The 19,326-nt window shown below is 37.6% G+C and carries 24 protein-coding genes; 20 read left to right on the plus strand and 4 right to left on the minus strand.

The window, feature by feature from the left end; genetic code table 11:
• Positions 1-88: 88 nt before the first annotated feature.
• A complete protein-coding gene (locus tag ABJL82_RS05325) occupies positions 89-400 on the minus strand; it encodes an HU family DNA-binding protein (protein ID WP_347273685.1) in 312 nt (103 codons plus the stop codon).
• 628 nt (positions 401-1,028) lie between these two features.
• Between ABJL82_RS05325 and ABJL82_RS05330 the strand changes: the two genes are divergently transcribed.
• The 13 genes from ABJL82_RS05330 to ABJL82_RS05390 all read left to right on the plus strand — a co-directional run bounded on the left by ABJL82_RS05330 (position 1,029) and on the right by ABJL82_RS05390 (position 12,205).
• Entirely contained in the window at positions 1,029-1,163 is a 135-nt protein-coding gene (locus ABJL82_RS05330) for a hypothetical protein (protein WP_347273686.1), read from the plus strand.
• 568 nt (positions 1,164-1,731) lie between these two features.
• Positions 1,732-2,688, plus strand: coding sequence for a hypothetical protein (locus tag ABJL82_RS05335; RefSeq protein ID WP_347273687.1), 957 nt, complete (start codon positions 1,732-1,734; stop codon positions 2,686-2,688).
• 42 nt (positions 2,689-2,730) lie between these two features.
• Positions 2,731-3,231 carry a YkgJ family cysteine cluster protein gene (locus ABJL82_RS05340; RefSeq protein WP_347273688.1) on the plus strand — a complete coding sequence of 167 codons (501 nt, stop codon included), beginning with the start codon at positions 2,731-2,733 and terminating at the stop codon, positions 3,229-3,231.
• Entirely contained in the window at positions 3,209-3,712 is a 504-nt protein-coding gene (locus ABJL82_RS05345; protein ID WP_347273689.1) for a hypothetical protein, read from the plus strand. Before ABJL82_RS05340 ends, ABJL82_RS05345 begins: the two co-directional genes overlap by 23 nt.
• Positions 3,713-3,974: 262 nt before the next feature.
• Positions 3,975-6,242, plus strand: a complete 2,268-nt coding sequence (locus ABJL82_RS05350) for a ferrous iron transporter B (protein WP_347273690.1) — start codon at positions 3,975-3,977, stop codon at positions 6,240-6,242.
• Entirely contained in the window at positions 6,242-6,661 is a 420-nt protein-coding gene (locus tag ABJL82_RS05355; RefSeq protein ID WP_347273691.1) for a hypothetical protein, read from the plus strand. Before ABJL82_RS05350 ends, ABJL82_RS05355 begins: the two co-directional genes overlap by 1 nt.
• Positions 6,648-7,304 carry a metal-dependent transcriptional regulator gene (locus tag ABJL82_RS05360; RefSeq protein WP_347273692.1) on the plus strand — a complete coding sequence of 219 codons (657 nt, stop codon included), beginning with the start codon at positions 6,648-6,650 and terminating at the stop codon, positions 7,302-7,304. The genes ABJL82_RS05355 and ABJL82_RS05360 overlap by 14 nt, the downstream gene beginning before the upstream one ends.
• Positions 7,305-7,779: 475 nt before the next feature.
• Positions 7,780-8,574, plus strand: a complete 795-nt coding sequence (locus tag ABJL82_RS05365) for a MotA/TolQ/ExbB proton channel family protein (RefSeq protein WP_347273693.1) — start codon at positions 7,780-7,782, stop codon at positions 8,572-8,574.
• A complete protein-coding gene (locus ABJL82_RS05370; RefSeq protein WP_347273694.1) occupies positions 8,574-9,284 on the plus strand; it encodes a flagellar motor protein MotB in 711 nt (236 codons plus the stop codon). Before ABJL82_RS05365 ends, ABJL82_RS05370 begins: the two co-directional genes overlap by 1 nt.
• 34 nt (positions 9,285-9,318) lie before the next feature.
• Entirely contained in the window at positions 9,319-10,011 is a 693-nt protein-coding gene (locus ABJL82_RS05375) for an OmpA family protein (RefSeq protein WP_347273695.1), read from the plus strand.
• A 71-nt stretch (positions 10,012-10,082) separates the two neighbouring features.
• Positions 10,083-11,027: a L,D-transpeptidase family protein gene (locus ABJL82_RS05380; protein WP_347273696.1), complete on the plus strand. Its 945-nt coding sequence runs from the start codon at positions 10,083-10,085 to the stop codon at positions 11,025-11,027.
• Between the two features lie 6 nt (positions 11,028-11,033).
• Entirely contained in the window at positions 11,034-11,681 is a 648-nt protein-coding gene (locus ABJL82_RS05385) for a cyclodeaminase/cyclohydrolase family protein (protein ID WP_347273697.1), read from the plus strand.
• An 8-nt stretch (positions 11,682-11,689) separates the two neighbouring features.
• A complete protein-coding gene (locus ABJL82_RS05390) occupies positions 11,690-12,205 on the plus strand; it encodes a hypothetical protein (protein WP_347273698.1) in 516 nt (171 codons plus the stop codon).
• Positions 12,206-12,360: 155 nt separating this feature from the next.
• On the opposite strand, the gene ABJL82_RS05395 is transcribed toward ABJL82_RS05390, so the two are convergent.
• The 3 genes from ABJL82_RS05395 to ABJL82_RS05405 are packed head-to-tail and all read right to left on the minus strand — an operon-like array spanning position 12,361 to position 13,883.
• Positions 12,361-12,594, minus strand: coding sequence for a hypothetical protein (locus ABJL82_RS05395; RefSeq protein WP_347273699.1), 234 nt, complete (start codon positions 12,592-12,594; stop codon positions 12,361-12,363).
• A gap of 58 nt (positions 12,595-12,652) precedes the next feature.
• On the minus strand, positions 12,653-13,366 hold the full coding sequence (gene rnc / locus ABJL82_RS05400) for a ribonuclease III (protein WP_347273700.1): 714 nt from the start codon (positions 13,364-13,366) through the stop codon (positions 12,653-12,655).
• On the minus strand, positions 13,350-13,883 hold the full coding sequence (locus tag ABJL82_RS05405; protein WP_347273701.1) for an NYN domain-containing protein: 534 nt from the start codon (positions 13,881-13,883) through the stop codon (positions 13,350-13,352). The genes rnc and ABJL82_RS05405 overlap by 17 nt, the downstream gene beginning before the upstream one ends.
• A 376-nt stretch (positions 13,884-14,259) precedes the next feature.
• Here ABJL82_RS05405 and pheA point away from each other — a divergent pair, with 376 nt between their 5' ends.
• From pheA to dut, 7 genes are all read left to right on the plus strand, one after another.
• Positions 14,260-15,339 (plus strand): prephenate dehydratase, encoded by a 1,080-nt coding sequence (pheA, locus tag ABJL82_RS05410; RefSeq protein WP_347273702.1) that lies wholly within the window; start codon positions 14,260-14,262, stop codon positions 15,337-15,339.
• 6 nt (positions 15,340-15,345) lie between these two features.
• Positions 15,346-16,131: a triose-phosphate isomerase gene (gene tpiA, locus ABJL82_RS05415; RefSeq protein WP_347273703.1), complete on the plus strand. Its 786-nt coding sequence runs from the start codon at positions 15,346-15,348 to the stop codon at positions 16,129-16,131.
• A gap of 41 nt (positions 16,132-16,172) precedes the next feature.
• The gene (gene secG / locus ABJL82_RS05420) at positions 16,173-16,571 is read left to right on the plus strand and encodes a preprotein translocase subunit SecG (RefSeq protein ID WP_347273704.1); all 399 of its coding nucleotides are present in this window, start codon (positions 16,173-16,175) and stop codon (positions 16,569-16,571) included.
• A gap of 195 nt (positions 16,572-16,766) precedes the next feature.
• Positions 16,767-17,651, plus strand: coding sequence for a YicC/YloC family endoribonuclease (locus tag ABJL82_RS05425; protein ID WP_347273705.1), 885 nt, complete (start codon positions 16,767-16,769; stop codon positions 17,649-17,651).
• Positions 17,652-17,714: 63 nt separating this feature from the next.
• On the plus strand, positions 17,715-18,260 hold the full coding sequence (gene gmk / locus ABJL82_RS05430) for a guanylate kinase (protein ID WP_347273706.1): 546 nt from the start codon (positions 17,715-17,717) through the stop codon (positions 18,258-18,260).
• 2 nt (positions 18,261-18,262) lie between these two features.
• Positions 18,263-18,805, plus strand: coding sequence for a flavoprotein (locus ABJL82_RS05435; protein ID WP_347273707.1), 543 nt, complete (start codon positions 18,263-18,265; stop codon positions 18,803-18,805).
• Between the two features lie 5 nt (positions 18,806-18,810).
• Positions 18,811-19,260, plus strand: coding sequence for a dUTP diphosphatase (gene dut / locus ABJL82_RS05440; protein ID WP_347273708.1), 450 nt, complete (start codon positions 18,811-18,813; stop codon positions 19,258-19,260).
• Positions 19,261-19,326 lie beyond the last annotated feature (66 nt).

Genomic DNA, 19,326 nt, shown 5'->3' on the forward strand with positions numbered 1-19,326 from the left:
TTCGTTACGCAAATAATGTTTTGTTTAAAAAAAAAGCAGGCTGAAAAGCCTGCTTTTTTAACAACAATAGTTAATGTATATTTATTTATTATTTCTTTTTCATTTTTCCTGTTGAAGCGGAACCACATTTTGCTACAACCTTTTTAAAATCTTGTCCTACGCTGAATTTAACAGTTTTGCTTGCCTTAATAGTAATAACTGCTCCTGTTTGGGGATTCCTTCCTTTTCGTGCTTTTCTTTCTTTTACTGAAAAGGTTCCGAAACCAATAAGACGCACTTCGTTCGATTTCTTTACACCTTGCTTGATGCCGTTCAACACAGCGTTTACCGCCTTTTCTCCGCAAGCCTTAGAAACACTACATTCATTTGCAACATACTCAACTAACTCCTGTTTATTCATACAACTTTCTCCTTTCTAAAAATATGGCGTATATAAGATAACCATAAGGACAAGCTAAAGTAGGGGTTAGAATACAGTAAATAACATTCTGAATCAAGCAATTTTTTGGGCATTCTGAAAAAATGTAAGTAGGGTATATTTGTGCAAACAAGCATAAATAGGGAATCAGCAAGGGGAATATTTTTCAGCTTAACTCGTTTCCAACGTTTTAGCTGTTTGAAAATTGCATTTCAATAAATCAGGCCGCCTTTGTCAGCGACTTTATTCTGTTGTTGATCTTGATGTAGAGACACATTGCATGCGTCTGGAAACTGCTGCGCGTAATGAAAATGTTGACGCAACAGAGAGACGCATGCAATGCGTCTCTACAAAAAGTCGTCGGAGTTGAGAGTGGCGGTATGACTGGAAAAGGTACATAAATGAACTTGGGGAGGTCTCATTATTCAGGTTGATGACCGTAATGCTGCATACTGCAAGGGAAGCCGAAGGGTATGGCGGGATAATGAGAAGTCGGGTAACACTTTAGTTTTTTTAAAAACGTAAGAGCGAAAGACGAAAGACGAAAGACGAAAGATGTCCATTGTCCATCATCCGTTGTCCCTACACTATGCGCCAAGCAGCGCTATTATTGGAATTTTTCAAAAAACTAAAGTGTTACGAAGTCGGCGATGCCCATAGTAGTGATGATGGTGAAGACAACATAACTCCATTGAGACACATCCTGGTAAAAGCAGACGTTTCATTTCTCAATAAGTTTCAATAGTTCTCTCTCCCCTGATTTCCCTCCCAAGAGGGGGCTTTTTGTGTTCTCCTCTAGGGAAGGGCTGGATGTTCTTTTTCTTATTTGAGCTATACTCTAGATGCTCATAAAATATGAATTTTAAATTGTTAATTGGGTGGCACGGACAAACCTTGTTTGTCCGTGTTGAATTTGTATGACATATTCCGCTACATCGTTTATGCGCTAAGGATATGCACTTGACTACTATAGCTGCAATCTGTAATATAATTTTTTATGTAGGACATTATGTGCCACGTAATATTAGTACCTTGTCGGCATAGCCAGAACCAGGCAAACACAAAAACAGTCAACAACCATTGGTCATTGATCAACCGCCGACTGCCGGGTATAGTTTGCCGGCTGCAGAATGGACAATGAAATATTTTGCAAAAATGCAAAAAATGCAAAGAAATTACTGATACGGTACTAATGGGACTACATTGTTTTCTTACGTTCCACTGGATTTTTCAAAAAACTAAAGCGTAAAGATGTTTTTATTTATTATGGACAGAAGAATTTTCATTGGTGTTTTTAAAAATGGAGTGATGGCATGATACGTAGAATTCCTGCAATGCTGTTTCATTTTTGTTTATGGTGTATTATTCATTCGGCGGGAGGCATTGCTGCTGCCGAAGAAATAATCGAGGGTCGTGAAAAAGGTTCCTCCAAAGAAGTAGTTAAAAAACATAATAATCATGCGCACAGTGGGCTTAAGAGAAATCTTGGCTTTTCAAATTTTTTTGAGGGATGGGCCACCCCGTGGCAGCCTTATGAGCATACAGAAATAAGTGCGCCACGGGTGCCTTTGTTGCGTATTGCGCCGGGATTCTTTAGCAGGGAATTTAGGTTAAATTATATTTATATTCAAGATGAGCATCATGGCGAGGCAGATGTCAGTGAATTGAGTATCGCCCTTGAAATTCCTCTTACATTGCGGACAAAAATTGATATTGAGCCGAAATTATTATATGTCGACTATAGTGATCATGCTAGTACAGGAGGATTTGGCGATACCAGGCTGGCATTAAGGAGTATGCTCATCGAGAACGACTACCTTTCGTTTTCCACGGGTTCCACTATGAATATAACAACGGGTGATGAAGACAGGGGATTGGGAGAAGGGATAACTACTATGGGACAGGAACTAGCCCTGTGGACAGACCTGGGGCACCGCATTAGTCTTCAGGCATTATTGGGTGTTGAGGTTCCTACTGGCGGAGAACATAAAGAAGATTCCAACGTGGATATGCTTTTTGGTATGGCCATGTCTAAAACATTTGACACTGGAGAAATGTTATATTTAGAAGGTATTACCCCATTTATCGAGGTAAATGGCAGAAAGGGATATGGCAGCGAAAAAGGGAGTGAATACCGTGTCGATCTTTTACCGGGAATACGCTTGGAGTTTTGCCGTGAGTTTTTCGTGTTTCAGGGTTTTGAAATTCCGTTAAATAATACAGAAGAGTTTAACAAACGGTTTTGGTTTGGAATTATTAAAGATTTTTAGAAGAAATCCCGCTTCCTTTAATAAATGTACGAAGCGGGATGTATGGGATGGAAGAGGAATTATTTGTCAGAAATAAATAATAAAATGGATTGCAGAGAACAAACAAAAGATAAAGAGGTTGGTGCAGATTGTAAACCCTGGTACAAAAAGGGATTGAGGTTTGAATGCCAGCGGTGTGGCAAGTGTTGCCGCGGGGAGCCAGGGGTTGTTTGGGTGAATGGCAAAGAGATTAAAGACATTTCCAGGTTCCTGGGGATGACCGAAGAAATGTTTGCAAAAAAATATTTAAGGAATATTTATGGGCGAATTAGTTTGGTGGAATATGGCAATGGCGATTGCGTTATGTATAACAACGGTTGCGTTATATATGAAGTAAGGCCATGCCAATGCAGAACGTTTCCCTTTTGGTCTTCGAACATCAAAGAAAAGAATGAGTGGGAAAAGTTAAAGGGGCAGTGTCCAGGCATAGATAAAGGGCGGTTGCATAATTTGAAAACAATACGAAAGAATTTGATAGTGTATGAAAATCGATTTGCCGGATAATAGTATTATTGCAGAAAAAGAAACAGCTCATAATGAGCAACTGTTTTTGGAGTTAAAGGAACTTTATTGTCTCTTAGAGCATGAAGTGTCTTTGATTAATCCCCGATGCAATAAGTGTGGAATGTGCGGTAATTTCGGGGTATATGACCATGTGCTGTATGCGAGCAGTGTTGAAGTTGATTACGTAACTAAAAATGTGTCTGTTCCCGATTTTGATATTTCAAGAGATGTTTGTCCATTTCTCAAAAATGATTTATGCAGTATCAGGGACTTTCGGATGCTTTCCTGCAGGGCGTTTTATTGTGACGAAAGACATAAAAACGAAACCCAATCAATACATGAAAAATACCATCGGTTAATCAAGGCGCTCTATAATAAATACCACCTCGAATGGGAGTATAGTCCATTTCTCCCACAACTTAAGAGATTCAAATCAAACACGTTGAAAAACGGCAACATCATTCTCCCTCCGGATATTTAAGAAAGAGTTCATCAAATCCTCTATGCAGAAATTGCTTGACATAAACCAGAAAAGAATTAGACTGTTTTTGCTGAGACTCATTATCAATCAAGCCAGAACCAAACATGCACGAAATACGAAAGGCGGAACCATAGATTGCACAGATTAAAAAATTAAATATTCGGATTCCATCATTAAATATTTTGCCACAAAATACAAAGAAATTACTGATAAGGTACTAAACGTTAAATTAAATGAAAGAGCAGTTACGGGTAATACGTATATGAATATTAAGAGGGCAGATCCCTTCAAATTAGCGCTTGTTGGAAATCCGAATGTCGGGAAGAGTGTTATTTTTGGATTACTTACGGGTAAATATGTAACGGTATCAAACTATCCTGGCACGACGGTGGAAGTTTCGCGCGGGGTATATAAAGGGTATGAAGGGGGTATCGAAGTCATAGATACGCCCGGAGCGAATAGTCTTATACCGCTTTCTGAAGATGAGGCTGTTGCAAGGGATATTTTGCTGGAAGATTACGATAAGCGCATTGTTCAGGTTATCGATGCTAAAAACCTGCGGCGTGGTTTATTGATAACAACTCAGATCGCTGAAATGGGGTTGCCGGTCTTGCTGACATTGAATATGTGGGATGAACTCCTTGACAGAGGGATGAATGTTGATATTAATGCCTTGCAAGACTATTTGAAGATTCCTATAGTGAAAACGATTGCAACGCACAAGGTTGGTTTCAGAGAGTTGTTTCATTCGGTGCCTCTTGCCAGTGTGCCAGACATTCGGATTAATTATGGCAAATATATTGAAGAAGGGATTTTAAGGGTAGTCAAGATACTTAATAATGTAATGGTGGTGAACGACAGGGCTTTGGCGATTATGTTGTTATCGCATGACGAATCGCTGGAAAAAAAATTAAAGGAAAAATTACCGGAAGTTTCGTTGCAAGAAATTGCCGGAATACGTGAAGACGTGCAGAGACATTTTAGTAATCCGTTAGGGTACGTTATTAGCATTAAACGCTCACATTATGTTGATGGGCTGATTGAAAAGGTTACAACCGCAGCGGGAAATGAGGCGGAAACCCGGCCGTTTATGAGGGGAGCATTTTTCTTCTTTTTGGCACCTCTGACGACATTTTTAATCGGATATAAACTTATGTCGTTGCTCATGTACGCAATTACCATGAAGTTGCAGGTATCCGATGTCCTTGAGACCGTGCTGGAACTTTCTGCCGGCGGCATAATGTCCATTTATTTTACGTTGTATCTTTATAAAAAAGAATTTAAAACACGGAGTAAAATTACCGAAGTTTTGGGGCGGATTACTATGCATCCAATAGCGGCATTTCCCCTGTTGATAATGATTTTGTGGATAGTTTACAAATGGGTGGGGGAGTTTGGTTCAGGTGTGTGTGTGGACTTTTTAGAAAACAAGATCTTTGGCAGTGCGGAAACGCCCTCGGATGGTTTTGATTTATGTGTGTATATTCCTTTTCTGAAAAAAGTTTATACTTTTACCCACATCAATTTCGAGGGAATAAATTATTATATTGGTCTGTTGGCGCAAAAAATAATGAGTAAAGACAATTTAATTTACGAATTATTTTTAAATGAGCAATCGGGGCTGATTAGGGTAGGCCTTACTTATGCGATTGCAATCGTTTTTCCCATTGTAGGGTTTTTCTTTCTTGCATTTGGCATTATGGAAGACAGCGGGTATTTGCCCAGACTGGCGGTGATGGTGGACAAGATATTTAAGCGGATCGGATTAAACGGAAAGGCCGTGCTTCCAATGGTTTTGGGTTTGGGATGCGACACGATGGCAACGATGACCACCAGGATATTAAATACGAAAAAGGAAAGGATTATTGCCACCCTGTTGTTAGCATTGGCGGTACCATGTTCCGCGCAGTTGGGGGTGATTGCAAGTGTTCTTGGGAGTATTTCCGGGATATATTTTGCGGCATATTTCCTTATTATTTGTTCGCAGCTTTTTTTTGTCGGTTATTTATCATCAATAATCCTGCCAGGCGCCCCCTCTGATTTTTTAATGGAGATACCCCCGTTTCGCATGCCAAAATTATCCAATATATTCATAAAGACGTTTTATCGGGTTAACTGGTTTATGAAAGAGGCCGTGCCTTTGTTTGTACTGGGTACGCTTGTTTTATTTGTTGCCACAAAATTAGGGATATTGTCTTTTGTCGAGAAAATTGGGCAACCGGTAATCGGACATTTTTTAGGATTGCCGGTTGAAACAACACGCGGATTTATTTTAGGGTTTTTAAGAAGAGATTACGGAGCAGTCAGTATTTTTAAAGTGTTGGAAGAACAGGGGGTGGGGCATGTAATAGATCCAAAACAGTTACTGGTTTCCCTTGTGGTAATCACCTTGTTTATTCCCTGCATTGCAAATTTTTTTGTCATGATCAAAGAACGCGGTGCGAAAAGCGCATTTTTAATGTTTGCATTTATATTGCCCTACTCTATACTCATTGGGGGTTTGTTAAGAATTGTTTTGCGTTTATTTTGATGGGACAAATGATAGGCAGGATTGTTTCTGTTTCGGAAGAGTGTGCAGAGGTATGTATTGTTGATACACAAGGCGCGTGTAGTAACTGTTCGTCATGCCCCAAGAAAACAGGAACAAAAGATGTCATAATGGTAGCCGTACTAAATAACGTCAAGGTTGGACAGCTTGTTATCTTGCGTGATAACAGAAACTGGATAAATAAAAATAAAATAATATCATTAATTGGCGGCTTTATTTTTGGAGTAATTCTTTCAGAAGTATTTTCAAAAATTACAGCGTTTCGTACATATCGCTCGGAATATGATTTCATCGGCGGCGGGATTATTGTTGTCATTATGATAATTCTTATAAAAATAACAACACCAAATTATTGTTTGAGAATGGAACTGTATGGAGAAAAAAAACGTGAACATAATTGAGTCTTGCCATGAAGAATTGCTGGAGTTGATATGGACAATTGAAGAAGAACATGGTGAAACTGAGAAGGAATTGCTGATCAGGAAGGAAGGCAGTTCTTTTGCTGAAGCATATCTGAAAACACTTGTGAATAATGGATATATTTTGTTAAAAGATAATAAAGTTATTCTGACGGAAAAGGGCCAGGCGGAAGCAAAATTAATCATCAGAAGGCACAGACTTGCGGAAAGATTATTGCACGATGTTTTAGAGGTAAAAGAAGAAGCCATGGATTCCAGCGCGTGTGATTTTGAGCATTTTTTGAGCGAAGAGGTAACAACAAGCATATGCACGCTTTTGGGTCACCCATTAACATGCCCTCACGGAAAACATATTCCACCGGGTGATTGCTGCAGGAAAACTAATATGGAAATACGCCCTGTAGTATTTCCACTTACAGAATTACAGCCTGGGAAAAACGCTAAAATTTCTTACATTGTTACTAAATTTAACGGCAGACTTGACAGGCTTTCTTCAATGGGATTATTGCCGGGTATAAAAATCCACCTACACCAGAAACATCCTACCTATGTGATACAGATGGGCCAAACACAAATTGCAATCGATTCAACTGTTGCACGCGATATCTATGTGCGGCATGGTTGAGAAAGAGTTCATAGTTGCATTTGTTTTACTATACTGTAAGAGTTCACAAATAAGGATTTCTATGGTTAGATTTAACCTCTGTTATCATAAATAGTTATAGCATTTCAGAATTCACATTTTGTGAACTCGTTGAGTATATAATTGAGAAGTTACCCTAAGCTGGCATAGCCAGAACCAGACAAGCACGAAGCACGAAGCACGAAGCACGAAGATGCACTTGTTTAGCATTTCAAAGCATTTTGTCATTAGAATTTGTTTCGTATTTTGTGCTTTGCATTTCACCATTCAGGCCATACTGCTGCGAATAAGAAAACCGGTACATTATCCACGGTAAATATCTGCAATTTAAATCCAAATATATACATAAAAAGAACTTGCGTAAGTTTTGAATAGAAGGTAATATTTTGGGGAAAAATTTTATAAACACGAAATTTGTTTTAAAACGCTATCATTTTTTGCATGGAGAAAATAAATTATGGATCCTGGTGCACTAATAGGGATAATAATTGGTGCTGCGTTGATATTGGTATCTATTGTGATGGATGGAGGTGGAGCGGCAGTTATTGCTTACATCAACATACCTTCCATGATGATTGTAGTTGGGGGGACGTTGGCTGCGACCATTGTACGATTTCCGATACCGACAGTAATTGGAGCGATTGCCGTAGCAAAAAAAACGGTATTTGTTAAATTTGGGCCAATTGAGGAAGAGATCAAGCGGTTGGTTGAATTTTGTAAAGTCAGTCGTCGCGAAGGTCTTTTGGGACTCGAGAAAGAGGTTGAAAAAATAAATGATCCATTTTTGGTTAAGTCGGTAAGATTACTGGTGGACGGTTCGGATTCGGATGCCTTAAGGGACATTCTCGGAACGGAAATTGATAAAATAAGACAAAGGCATACATCGGGCAAGGGTATTCTTGATTTTGCAGGAATGGTGTGTCCTGCTTTCGGTATGATTGGAACGTTGTTGGGTCTTGTTAATATGTTGAAAAACCTCGATGACCCTTCAAAAATTGGCGGAGGTATGGCGGTTGCGCTTATTACTACATTGTATGGGGTTATTTTGTCAAACCTTATTTTTATACCGCTTGGCGGCAGATTAGAAACGTTAAGCAGCAAAGAACTATTGTCGAAAGAAATCATACTGGAAGGTGTTGTTTCAATACAAAAAGGTGATGCACCCATGATTACCGAAGACAAATTGAAGGCATTTTTGCAGCCGAAGGATGCTATGAAAATGTCTGAAGAAAATAAAAAGGAAGAGAAATAATGTCGGAAGAAGCGCCGAAAGGCCCGGAAACCCCCGGATGGTTGCTAACATACGGCGATATGGTGACATTGTTAGTAACATTTTTTGTTATGTTAATAAGCCTTTCTACTATCAATGTTGATAAATATAAAGAAGTCATGAAACAGGTTCAGGCAAGTATTGGGGGTACTCATGTATTGGAAGGCAGCAAACAACCTCTTGACAAAGATGCAAAGTCCGACATTGTTGATATTAAAGAAGTTGATTTTATGCCCACGCGAATGCAGGAATTGACGGAAACGGAAAAATTTGTTGAAGATAAAGAATGGTACCAATATTTAAGCGATTTTGTTACGAAATCTGAATTAAGTAATTATATTGGCATTGAAGAGATAAAGGCAGGATATGTTGTAAAAATTCCAGTAGATGTTTGTTTTGAAAAAGGTGAATCAATTTTAACATGGGAAGCAAATAATATCTTAAAAAAACTGAGCTATGTTCTGGGAATGACGCGTGGAAAGATTATTGTGGATACGAGTGTTGAGGGTGTCGAATGGCAGAAAATTTCAGCACAAAAAAAATTGATAATTGATAGGGCAGGGCGTATTGCTGATTATTTATTATCATTTGAAACGATTGCTCCGGCAAGGGTTGCAATCTCCGGCAGACGGATTGATGAAATAAGAGATACAGACAAAATTGCTATTGTTGTATTAAAAAAAGCGAGCTAATATTTTTGTGAATTTTATGGGAAAATACATTTAGATGTCTTCTCGCAAAAAGAAAAAGAAGAGTTTCTTCCCGGCAAAGCCGCCGGACATGTTTTTGTTATCGTATGCAGCATTGGCAACGTTGCTTCTGGCTTTTTTTATCATTATTAATACTTTTACTGAAGAGAAAAACAAGAAAATGGTTGAAGCATTTCAAAAATCGTTTCAAAGAAATGTTATAACATTAGGTATGGGGGGATTGTTGCCGGGGAGCAGTAGTATTGAAGAGAGTAAAAATATCCATGATATGAAATATACCTTTTACGATGATGATATGGATGATATTCCGGCGCAAACAGGCGATAAGGAAGTAGATAAAATGGAGAATGAAGCAGATCATATACCTGCCGCTGCGGTAATTTATTTTAAAGAGCATGGAGCAACATTGTCGCTGGAAGGCATGCATTCTTTAAATAACCTGGTTCATTTGACTGCTGACAGACCCGTTTTGTTAATGGTAGAGGGGCATACGAGAGTTGCCTTTAAACCGTCTAAGGATTATGAAACAAGCTGGAAACTATCGGTTGATAGAGCGAGAGCTGTTGCTGATTATTTGCACGAGAAAGGGAACATTTCTCACAAAAGGCTAATAACTGTCGGACATGGCAACAATAATTCTTTTGTTAAAAGCCCTGGCGGCGACAGATTTAATGACAGAGTATCTATTATCATCAAAAAGTTGAGATAACGGCTTGCTATGTATCGAAAGAGTTTCAATTACTTGGGTGCTATTTATACGGGGGGGGGATTGTTAATAGTATGAAAAATATTACAATAAACAAAATATTGATATTTATGTCTATTTTCGCTCCTGTAAACAGCGGCCTATTTTTATTTAGTAACAATACCAGCATCTTTGCCGCAAATGATCACGGAACATCCATTTTACTGGTAGGAAAAGAAGATATCATATTGTATAAAAAAGATATTATTATAAGCACTGATGATCTAAAAAATATTAAAAAGAATAAGACGCCACTCAGTGAAAAGAAGAGTGTGTTTAACATAGGTATGATTGATGAATATTTAAAAGAGGGGAAAAATTATGAGGCGAGAAATCATCTTTCGGAAATTTTTTTAAATAAAAAAATCCCTGAAAAACAGCATGAAATTAAAGAATTATTAGATAAATTGAACAGTGAATTGATATTTTCAACCAAACCTTCCGAAGATGCGGTATTGTATACCGTGCAGGCTGGGGAAACGCTTTCGAAGATTGCAAAGCAATTTAATACCAATTATGAACTTATTATGAGAATAAATAAAAAACCGGATTCACGACTGAATATTGGAGAGAAACTCAAGATTCTAAAAGGTAAAACAAAGATATTGATTAGTAAGAGTGAATTTACCCTGACGGTGCTGCTGAACGACCGTTATGTGAAACAATACCGTATCGGTACCGGTAAGAATGATAAAACGCCGGAAGGAACGTTTGAGGTCAAGAACAAAATGAAGAACCCAACATGGTATTCGCCTTATGGCGGTGTTTATTCTTACGGAGATGAGAAAAACATATTAGGGACACGGTGGATAGGTTTTAAAGAAAAAGAAAATCTCGCAGGATTCGGGATTCATGGTACAACGATGCCTGAAACAATTGGTACCGCATCTTCAGACGGGTGTATTCGAATGAAAAATAGTGATGTTGAAGAAGTGTTTGATTTTGTTACAACGGATACCGGGATTATCATACAAAGATAACAGGCCATGATGTATTTAAATGAGTCCATTGAAAAGTATTTGAATGATTCGGCTGCCTGTATTCCGGCGCCTGGCGGTGGTAGTGTGTCGGCATTAATTGGGGCGTTGGCGTCAGCAATGGCTTCAATGTCGATTCATTTTACTGTTGGAAAACAAGGATTTGAACAAAATACCGGACGGTTAAAGGAATTACTGAAAGAATGTGAAAAGAGCAGAGAAGTGTTAACGGCATTAATACAGGAAGATGTTGATGTTTATAATGAAGTAGACAAGACATTACGGATGTCAAAGATTACAAGTGATGAAAAAAAATTTAGACTTGAATCCATGAGAAGGGCAACGATATTTGCGATGATGGTACCCTTAAAAACCGCAATGACGTGTCTTTATGTATTAAAATTGACCGGAGAATTGGCGGAAATTACCAATCCAAATCTCATATCAGAAGTAGGTGTAGCTGCAATACTTGCTGATGCAGGATTTCAATGTGGTAAGATAAATGTTGATATTAATCTTTCGCATTTGAACAACCGGGTAATTATTCAAAAGGTACGAAATGAGATGCATCAGGCAGAGAAAACTGCCAAAGTTTATTTTAATGAAATTTATAAAATCGTACAAAAAAAATTGTGGGGAGAAAAACAAGCTCTTTAAATTGCGCTATGGAATGGAGAATAAATAAAGGAAATACCAAATGCAGTGTTTGTGAGAAAAAATTCGAAGAAGAAGAGGACTATTATTCAGCCCTTTTTGATGAAAATGAAAATTTTACACGAAAAGATTTTTGCGCTACCTGTTGGAAAAGAGATGCGCTTGAAAATCTTTTTTCTTTCTGGAAAACGAGGATAACGAGGCAGGGCAAACCAATACAAAAGTTTGTCAATATTGGCCTGATTCTGGATATATTTTGCAGATTAGAAGATAGTGAAAATGTACACAAAAAAAATTTACGATATGTTTTAGCGCTATATTTAATCCGAAAGAAGGTATTTAAATTCAAAAACCTGCAAAAGCAAGAAGACAAGGAATGTATTGTTGTTCAATATCCCAGAGAAGATAAAGAATATTATGTTTTTAATCCAAATATGAGTGAGGAAGAAATTGAATCACTCACGAGAGAAATGTCAGATCTTCTCGAATACCCTTATACAGAACAAGGTATTTTAAATAATGTGTAATATTCGCATTTCTAATGAAACATCCATGACCTAAAGGTCACAAAGGGGGATGAAAATAAATAATCCACAGATTACACAGATCAGGAGAAGATTAAAATAGTTTTTTTTCAGTGCTAATCTGCGGAATCTGCGGATAAAAAATATTTTCCAATAAATTATTGCTTATTATATATGCAGGTACCGCATTCGACTGCAATGCCCAGGCTCTTTCTTTTTCTTAAAGCATTTCTAAGGCTTTCAATTTGCGATGAATCGGGATTCTTTTGCCTTTGCGCAATCATTAACTGTGTGTGCATTTGTCTGGTCTTCTTAATACTTGGACATACTGCTTTTTTTATACCTACCGGACAGATACCGACTATTTTCTTTTTATTCAGTTGCCTTACCATAAATTACCTCCGTTAATTGTTTAAAACAAAGAGAATTATTTAGTTACACGCAGAAGGTTTAATTTGAATCGGGTGTTAATATTTTCAAGGCTTCTTTCGCGGCAGATTGTTCTGCTTCTTTTTTGCTTTTTCCCCATCCCCGGCCATATTCACTCCCCTTAATTGATACCACTATTTCGAAGGATTTGCCATGGTCTGGCCCTATTTGTTGCAATAACCGGTAAGTTGGGGTAATACCGTATTCTTTTTGACTGTATTGTTGCAATATCGATTTGTAATTTTTTTTGTGCTGGTTTTTACAAACGAGATCTATTTCTTTTTTTAAATATCTTAATGTAAACTCACTGGCGGCTTCTATGCCTCCATCAAGATAAATTGCTGCAATTAAAGCTTCAAAAACATTTGCGAGCAAAGATTTCGGAAAGAGGTCCCTGTCGTTTAATCCTCTTCCTACTAAAAGAAATTCTTTTAAGCCGGCCTCCATGCCAACTTTTGCTAGTGTTGATTGGCTTACAACAACAGATTTTACATTTGTCAACTCCCCTTCGCTATAATGCGGCATCGTTTTGTAAAGATAGTCGGAGATAATCATTCCTAATACTGCATCGCCAAGGAATTCTAACCGCTCGTTTGAAAAATTATTTTCAACCCGGCATGATGTATGCGTCAATGCCTTTTCAAGTAACAACATTTTTTTAAAAGAGTAGCCAATAATGTTCTGGCATGCAATAAATTTTTCCAGGTTTGTTTGAGAGTTAGTTTGTAGTATCATTTTTCTGAAACTTTTTTTCTTTAAATAACATAGATTCTTCTATAGCGGTATATTTTGTAGAAACATTGATGAGTTCTATGGCGGTGCTACGTCGAAAAGAAACAGTTTCAACCCTACAACCATGATATTTCAATAGCTCTACCAGGGGAACAAAATCTCCATCTCCAGTAACCAATACAACTGTGTCTAATTTGGATGCAATTGAAATTGTATCAATTGCAATACCCATGTCCCAATCACCTTTTGCGGTGCCGTCAGGCCTTAGTCGCAGATCCTTCGTTTTGATTTCATACCCTAATCGGCACAAAGCGTCTGTAAAACTGGATTGGTCCACATCTGGTTTTTGTACGATATAAGCTATTGCCCTTACTAAATTTCTACCACCTACTATCTCTAATAAAAGTTTACTATAATCAATCTTAGACTGATGTAACGCCTTTGCGGAATAAAACATATTTTGAACATCAACGAAGACCCCAATCCTTTGCGGAGAGTTGCCTATTTTTCCTACTGCCATAAGTATACAATCCTTTCTGAACAGGTTAATATAAATTCATATAATACAAATACTTAAAAACGTAAGATAATGATATTGACGCTCAGGTAGGAAAATAATAAATCAATCATAAAAATAGTATTTCAAAGAACGATGGCATCGTTATCGTTTTACATCATAACATGCCTAAATGCAAAATATTAGAGCAAAAATAAATTATATTTCAATGATTTTAACAATGTTTCGTCTACAGTCAATTAAAAAAACTTTAAATGACTTAATTTTATTGACTCTCTTGAGGAATTGTGATAAATTTAGTTGAAATTTTACCTATAAATGCTTTGTTATCAACGACTAACCTTAAATAATTACTATTTGCTGACTGGTTAAAATAGACATGAGTATCGATGATTTAAGGAACGAAATTGACATAATTGATGATAAGATTGTAGATTTAATCAACGAAAGAGCAAAATTCGTTTTAAAGATTGGAGAAATTAAACAACAAAATCGTTCACAGGTTTACGTTCCTAATAGAGAGCAGGAAGTTTACCTACGAATTACATCAAAAAATAAGGGGCCTTTATCTAATGAATGCTTAAAAGCTATATACCGTGAATTAATGGCAGGTTCTTTGGTGTTAGAGAAGGCTATTAAGGTTTCTTATCTCGGTCCTGAAGGAACGTTTAGTTATTTTGCCGCAAAACAGAAATTTGGTTCGTCTGTTGAGTACATACCAGCAAGAGGAATAGAATGTGTTTTCAGTGATGTGGCCGGCAATAGATGTGATTATGGTATTGTTCCCGTTGAGAATACCATTGAGGGTGGCATTCGTGAAACATTGAACATGTTTGTAAAATATGACGTAAAGGTGTGTTCTGAAATAATTTTGCCAATCCATCATTATTTGATGGCAAATTGCAAAAAAGAAGAAATTAAAAAGGTATTTTCGAAACCACAAATATTAACACAGTGTAAAAATTGGCTGGCGGTTAACCTTCCTTGCATTGAACTTATTGAGGTAAGTAGTAGCGCTGAGGCTGCAAGAATAGTAGAAGATGCTCAAAAGTCGGAGGAAGGCAGGTGTTTTGCCGTGATTGGCAATTCTGAGATTTCTCACAAATATGGATTAAAGATTCTTTTTGAAAATATTGAAGACGACCCGAGTAATACGACAAGGTTTTTTATCCTCGGCAAAGAGTATAGTGGCCCCAGCGGAAAGGACAAAACAGCGATAATGTGCTACGTTAAAAATCGTTCCGGGGCATTGGTAGAAATTTTAGGGCCATTTAAATCGTATAACATCAATCTCACGAATATAGAATCCCTGCCTACTCGGAAAAAGGCATGGGAATATTGCTTTTATTTGGATTTTGATGGACATGTATCAGACCAGAATGTTCAAAAAGCACTTGAAGAGATATCAAAAAAATGTTTTGATGTAAAGATTCTCGGCTCTTTTCCAAAGGGAGATTAAGGGGTATTGAATTCGGACAACCAAAAAAAAAGACCGATTATTCTGGGTAATTGGAAAATGAATAAATCCCTGAAAGAGGGGGTTCAATATGCCAGGTCTTTAAAAGCGGCTATAGCGGGGAAATCTGGGATTATATGCGGTATTTGTCCGCCTTATGTTTTCCTCAAAGATATTTGTGCCGTTTTGGAGGGTAGTACGATATGTGTTTCAGCGCAAAATATGCACAGTGAAGCCAGTGGGGCTTTTACAGGTGAAATTGCCGCTCCAATGTTAAAGGAAGTCGGGTGTTCTCATGTACTTGTTGGCCATTCAGAGAGAAGACATATTTTTGGAGAAGACGATTTTTTCATAAATGATAAAATCAAAAAAGCCATATCCTTTGAATTGGTTCCAATACTTTGCATTGGCGAGACGTTGGAAGAACGAGAGGCCGGGAATACAAAAGACGTCGTTCTTCGGCAGCTTAAAAATGGATTGCGTGGTGTTGGCATTGAAGTAATAAAATGCATTATCATTGCTTATGAGCCGGTTTGGGCTATTGGTACAGGCAGAACGGCTTCTCCTGAACAGGCAAACGAAGTTCATTCCTTTATCAGGACTATTTTATCTGAAGACTATGGTAAAGATATTGCAAAGAAGTTGAGTATTATCTATGGAGGGAGTGTAAAAGCAGATAATACGGGAGCATTGATACATCAGCCGGAAATTGATGGTCTTTTGGTTGGTGGCGCCAGCCTTGAATTAGAATCTTTTTTAACAATTATTGAAGTTTTACAGGGTGTTGATTTTTAGTTTGATAGTGTTATTTTTATATGAATAGGTAGGAGAGTTAGATGGTTAAGGCGGAAAAGGCGTTTAAATGGGGGCTTGCTATTGTTGTTATCTTTGGCATTCTGAATGCATTCTTTTTTTTAAATTGGATTGTTGCGTTGAAAATAACATTGCCAATTTTATGCGTATTTTTAATAGGTGCAATCTTGTTACAGTCCGGAAAAGGAGGAGGGTTGGCTGCTATTGGAGGTTTGGGCGATCAGTCAGCTTTTGGCACAAGAACAAGCTCGTTTCTTACGCAAGTTACCTATCTGATTGGCGCCGCCTTTATTGTTGCAACAATTTTCTTGTTTAAACTTTCTTCGCCTACCGGAGATTTAGGAACAATGATGACACACGAACATCAGGAACATCAGGAACCGCAGGAACATGAACACGGTGAAGATTGTGATCATGATTAATGCACGTATGAAGGCAAGAACAATGTTGAAAATGCCGGGCTAAGGGTGTGCAGAAGAGTCTCTTTGACAATGTAATGGATGGATTACCGTAAAGCAAGGCAATGTTAAATAAACAATTATTTAAGATAGTGATGAAACGAAAATGCAAAGAAATGATAGTCTGAGAGTCCGTTGATATAGATATGGAGCCTTATTATGCTTAAGAGTATGACCGGATTTGGAATTGCTGAATACAATGATGATAGGGGTACGATGCGTGTGGAAATCCGCTCTGAGAACAATAAATTCTTAAAAATAAATACACGTTTGCCGGAACAATTTCAGTCTTTTGAAAGTGAGTTTGATCGGGCTATAAGGAAAAAAATTGTTCGGGGTTCTGTTGTTTTATCGATGAACTATAAATCGTTTCGGCAAGAAAATGATTTTACATTAAATACGGAGAAGATAGAGGAGTATTATCGTTTGATAAGCGAGCTTAAAGGAAAAATCAAATGTGCTGATGAAATTTCAATCAATTCTTTAGTACAATTGCCTGGAGTTTTAAAAAAAAACAAGGATGATGCGACTGACGATGAATCGTTATTGAGTATTTGTCATACTCTTATTGACGACGCTCTGGAAAAATTATCAGAAATGCGCATAACCGAAGGGAGTCATATAAAAAAAGATATATTACAGAGAAAAGATTTTATCGTGTCAATGATGGATAAATTTGAGGAACGATTACCATTAATAATTCAGGAATATGCAAAACGGCTGCACAGCAGGGTAGCATTCCTGCTTTCTGAAACCAACGTTGAACTTACAGATAGTAATTTATGTCGTGAAGTCGCCATATTTGCAGAGAGAAGCGATATTGCGGAAGAAATAAACAGACTTAAAAGTCATATACATCAGTTGCAGGAGACATTAGATTCTAATGAATCTATTGGCAGGAAACTTGATTTTATTATTCAGGAAATGTTTCGTGAGACAAATACGATGTGTTCTAAGGCTAACGATACCGTATTGTTGAAAGATCTTATTGATATTAAAATGGAAATTGAGAAAATCCGTGAGCAGGCTTTTAATATTGAATAAGGGAATTGTTATAATGAGCAACAATAAATATTTTAACCTGTTTGCCGGCATAAGCATATTTTAATGGGGAAAATTGTAATTATTTCAGGGCCCTCAGGGTCTGGTAAAACAACGGTTTGCAAAATATTGAAGCAACAGGCTCATGTCGAAGAATCAATTTCGGTAACAACACGCTCACCCAGAAACAACGAAAAAGACGGCGAATCGTATCATTTTGTTTCTAAAGAGAAGTTTATGGAAATGATCAAAAATGGTGAATTTGCCGAATATGCAGAATATTGCGGCTACCATTACGGCACACCTCTAAAACCACTGCAAGATGCAACCAAAAAGGACATTTTTTATCTTCTGGAAATCGATGTGCAGGGGGCTTTGCAAATAAAAGAAAAATTTCCTGAAGCCATTTTAATTTTCTTATTGCCGCCGAATAATGTAACCTTGAGCCAACGCTTGATTAACAGAAATACTGATAAGGCACAAGACCTGGTGAATCGCCTTAAAATGGCGGAAAAAGAACTGGAATACAAAGATAAATATGACTATTGCGTTGTAAATGATGATTTGGACGCAACCGTAAATGCAATTCGTAACATTCTGAATATAACGTAATTATGCACAATTGTATAGTTGTTGGGGTGACAGGAAGCATTGCTGCTTATAAGGCGGTTGAAATTGTATCGGGTTTGGTCAAAAGAGGCAGCACCGTGTTTGTGGTAATGACGTCTAACGCGCAGCGTTTTGTACATCCGGTAACGTTTCGTTCAATTTCCCAAAAAAATGTCATTACAGATTTATTTGTCGAAAATGAAAATTATAATCCTAGTCATGTATCTCTGGCGGAGAGAGCAGATTTAATTGTAGTAGCTCCTGCTACGGCAAATTTTATTGGAAAAGTGGCTGCCGGAATTGCTGATGATGCATTAACCTGTACGGTTATGGCCGCAAAAACCCCTGTAATTATCGCTCCGGCAATGAATGATAGCATGTATTTAAACCCAATAGTGCAGCAAAATATTAAAAAGTTAAAAGAGCATGGTTATATAATTATTGAACCGGAAGAAGGTCGTTTGTGTACAGGGAAGATGGGAAAGGGAAGGCTCGCTTCAAACGAAATGATAGTTTCTGTAATATTAGAAACACTTAAAAACAAATAAATGCTGTGAAAACGGTCAGGGTAAAATTAAAGAGAAAACAGGGAACGGATGACTTGCCATTGCCGCAATACATGAGTGATGCGGCAAGTGGTATGGATCTTTATGCTGCCGTTGAAAGCGATTTAACGTTGAAACACAGCGAAATTAAACTCGTACCTACGGGTCTATATATTGAATTGCCCTTTGGATATGAAGCACAGTTAAGACCAAGAAGCGGTTTGGCATTGAAGCATGGTCTAACACTTTTAAACACTCCAGGCACAATAGATAGTGATTACCGCGGTGAAATCGGAATCATATTATGTAATTTCGGAAAAGAACCGTTTGTTGTGAAACGTGGTTTAAGGATTGCGCAAATGGTAATTCAACCAGTAGTGAGGGCAGAATTGATAGAAGTAGACCAGTTGGAAGAATCAAACCGTGGAGAAGGGGGTTTTGGTCACACGGGACATTAATTATTTTCAATAATTGTCATATTAACTGAAGGGAAATACAATGAGGAATCAGAGTACGCTCTCCCC

This window comes from Candidatus Kuenenia sp. (assembly GCF_039794105.1).
GTDB lineage: Bacteria > Planctomycetota > Brocadiia > Brocadiales > Brocadiaceae > Kuenenia.

Coding starts and splice junctions, on each gene's coding strand:
- ABJL82_RS05375 (WP_347273695.1), top strand. CDS start 9,319: ATGTCTTCTCGCAAAAAGAAAAAGAAGAGTTTCTTCCCGGCAAAGCCG.
- ABJL82_RS05385 (WP_347273697.1), top strand. CDS start 11,034: ATGATGTATTTAAATGAGTCCATTGAAAAGTATTTGAATGATTCGGCT.
- ABJL82_RS05380 (WP_347273696.1), top strand. CDS start 10,083: ATGAAAAATATTACAATAAACAAAATATTGATATTTATGTCTATTTTC.
- ABJL82_RS05405 (WP_347273701.1), bottom strand. CDS start 13,883: ATGGCAGTAGGAAAAATAGGCAACTCTCCGCAAAGGATTGGGGTCTTC.
- ABJL82_RS05335 (WP_347273687.1), top strand. CDS start 1,732: ATGATACGTAGAATTCCTGCAATGCTGTTTCATTTTTGTTTATGGTGT.
- ABJL82_RS05370 (WP_347273694.1), top strand. CDS start 8,574: ATGTCGGAAGAAGCGCCGAAAGGCCCGGAAACCCCCGGATGGTTGCTA.
- ABJL82_RS05355 (WP_347273691.1), top strand. CDS start 6,242: ATGGGACAAATGATAGGCAGGATTGTTTCTGTTTCGGAAGAGTGTGCA.
- ABJL82_RS05325 (WP_347273685.1), bottom strand. CDS start 400: ATGAATAAACAGGAGTTAGTTGAGTATGTTGCAAATGAATGTAGTGTT.
- ABJL82_RS05425 (WP_347273705.1), top strand. CDS start 16,767: ATGCTTAAGAGTATGACCGGATTTGGAATTGCTGAATACAATGATGAT.
- ABJL82_RS05395 (WP_347273699.1), bottom strand. CDS start 12,594: ATGGTAAGGCAACTGAATAAAAAGAAAATAGTCGGTATCTGTCCGGTA.
- ABJL82_RS05365 (WP_347273693.1), top strand. CDS start 7,780: ATGGATCCTGGTGCACTAATAGGGATAATAATTGGTGCTGCGTTGATA.
- gmk (WP_347273706.1), top strand. CDS start 17,715: ATGGGGAAAATTGTAATTATTTCAGGGCCCTCAGGGTCTGGTAAAACA.
- pheA (WP_347273702.1), top strand. CDS start 14,260: ATGAGTATCGATGATTTAAGGAACGAAATTGACATAATTGATGATAAG.
- ABJL82_RS05435 (WP_347273707.1), top strand. CDS start 18,263: ATGCACAATTGTATAGTTGTTGGGGTGACAGGAAGCATTGCTGCTTAT.
- ABJL82_RS05390 (WP_347273698.1), top strand. CDS start 11,690: ATGGAATGGAGAATAAATAAAGGAAATACCAAATGCAGTGTTTGTGAG.
- ABJL82_RS05350 (WP_347273690.1), top strand. CDS start 3,975: ATGAATATTAAGAGGGCAGATCCCTTCAAATTAGCGCTTGTTGGAAAT.
- ABJL82_RS05340 (WP_347273688.1), top strand. CDS start 2,731: ATGGGATGGAAGAGGAATTATTTGTCAGAAATAAATAATAAAATGGAT.
- ABJL82_RS05345 (WP_347273689.1), top strand. CDS start 3,209: ATGAAAATCGATTTGCCGGATAATAGTATTATTGCAGAAAAAGAAACA.
- rnc (WP_347273700.1), bottom strand. CDS start 13,366: ATGATACTACAAACTAACTCTCAAACAAACCTGGAAAAATTTATTGCA.
- secG (WP_347273704.1), top strand. CDS start 16,173: ATGGTTAAGGCGGAAAAGGCGTTTAAATGGGGGCTTGCTATTGTTGTT.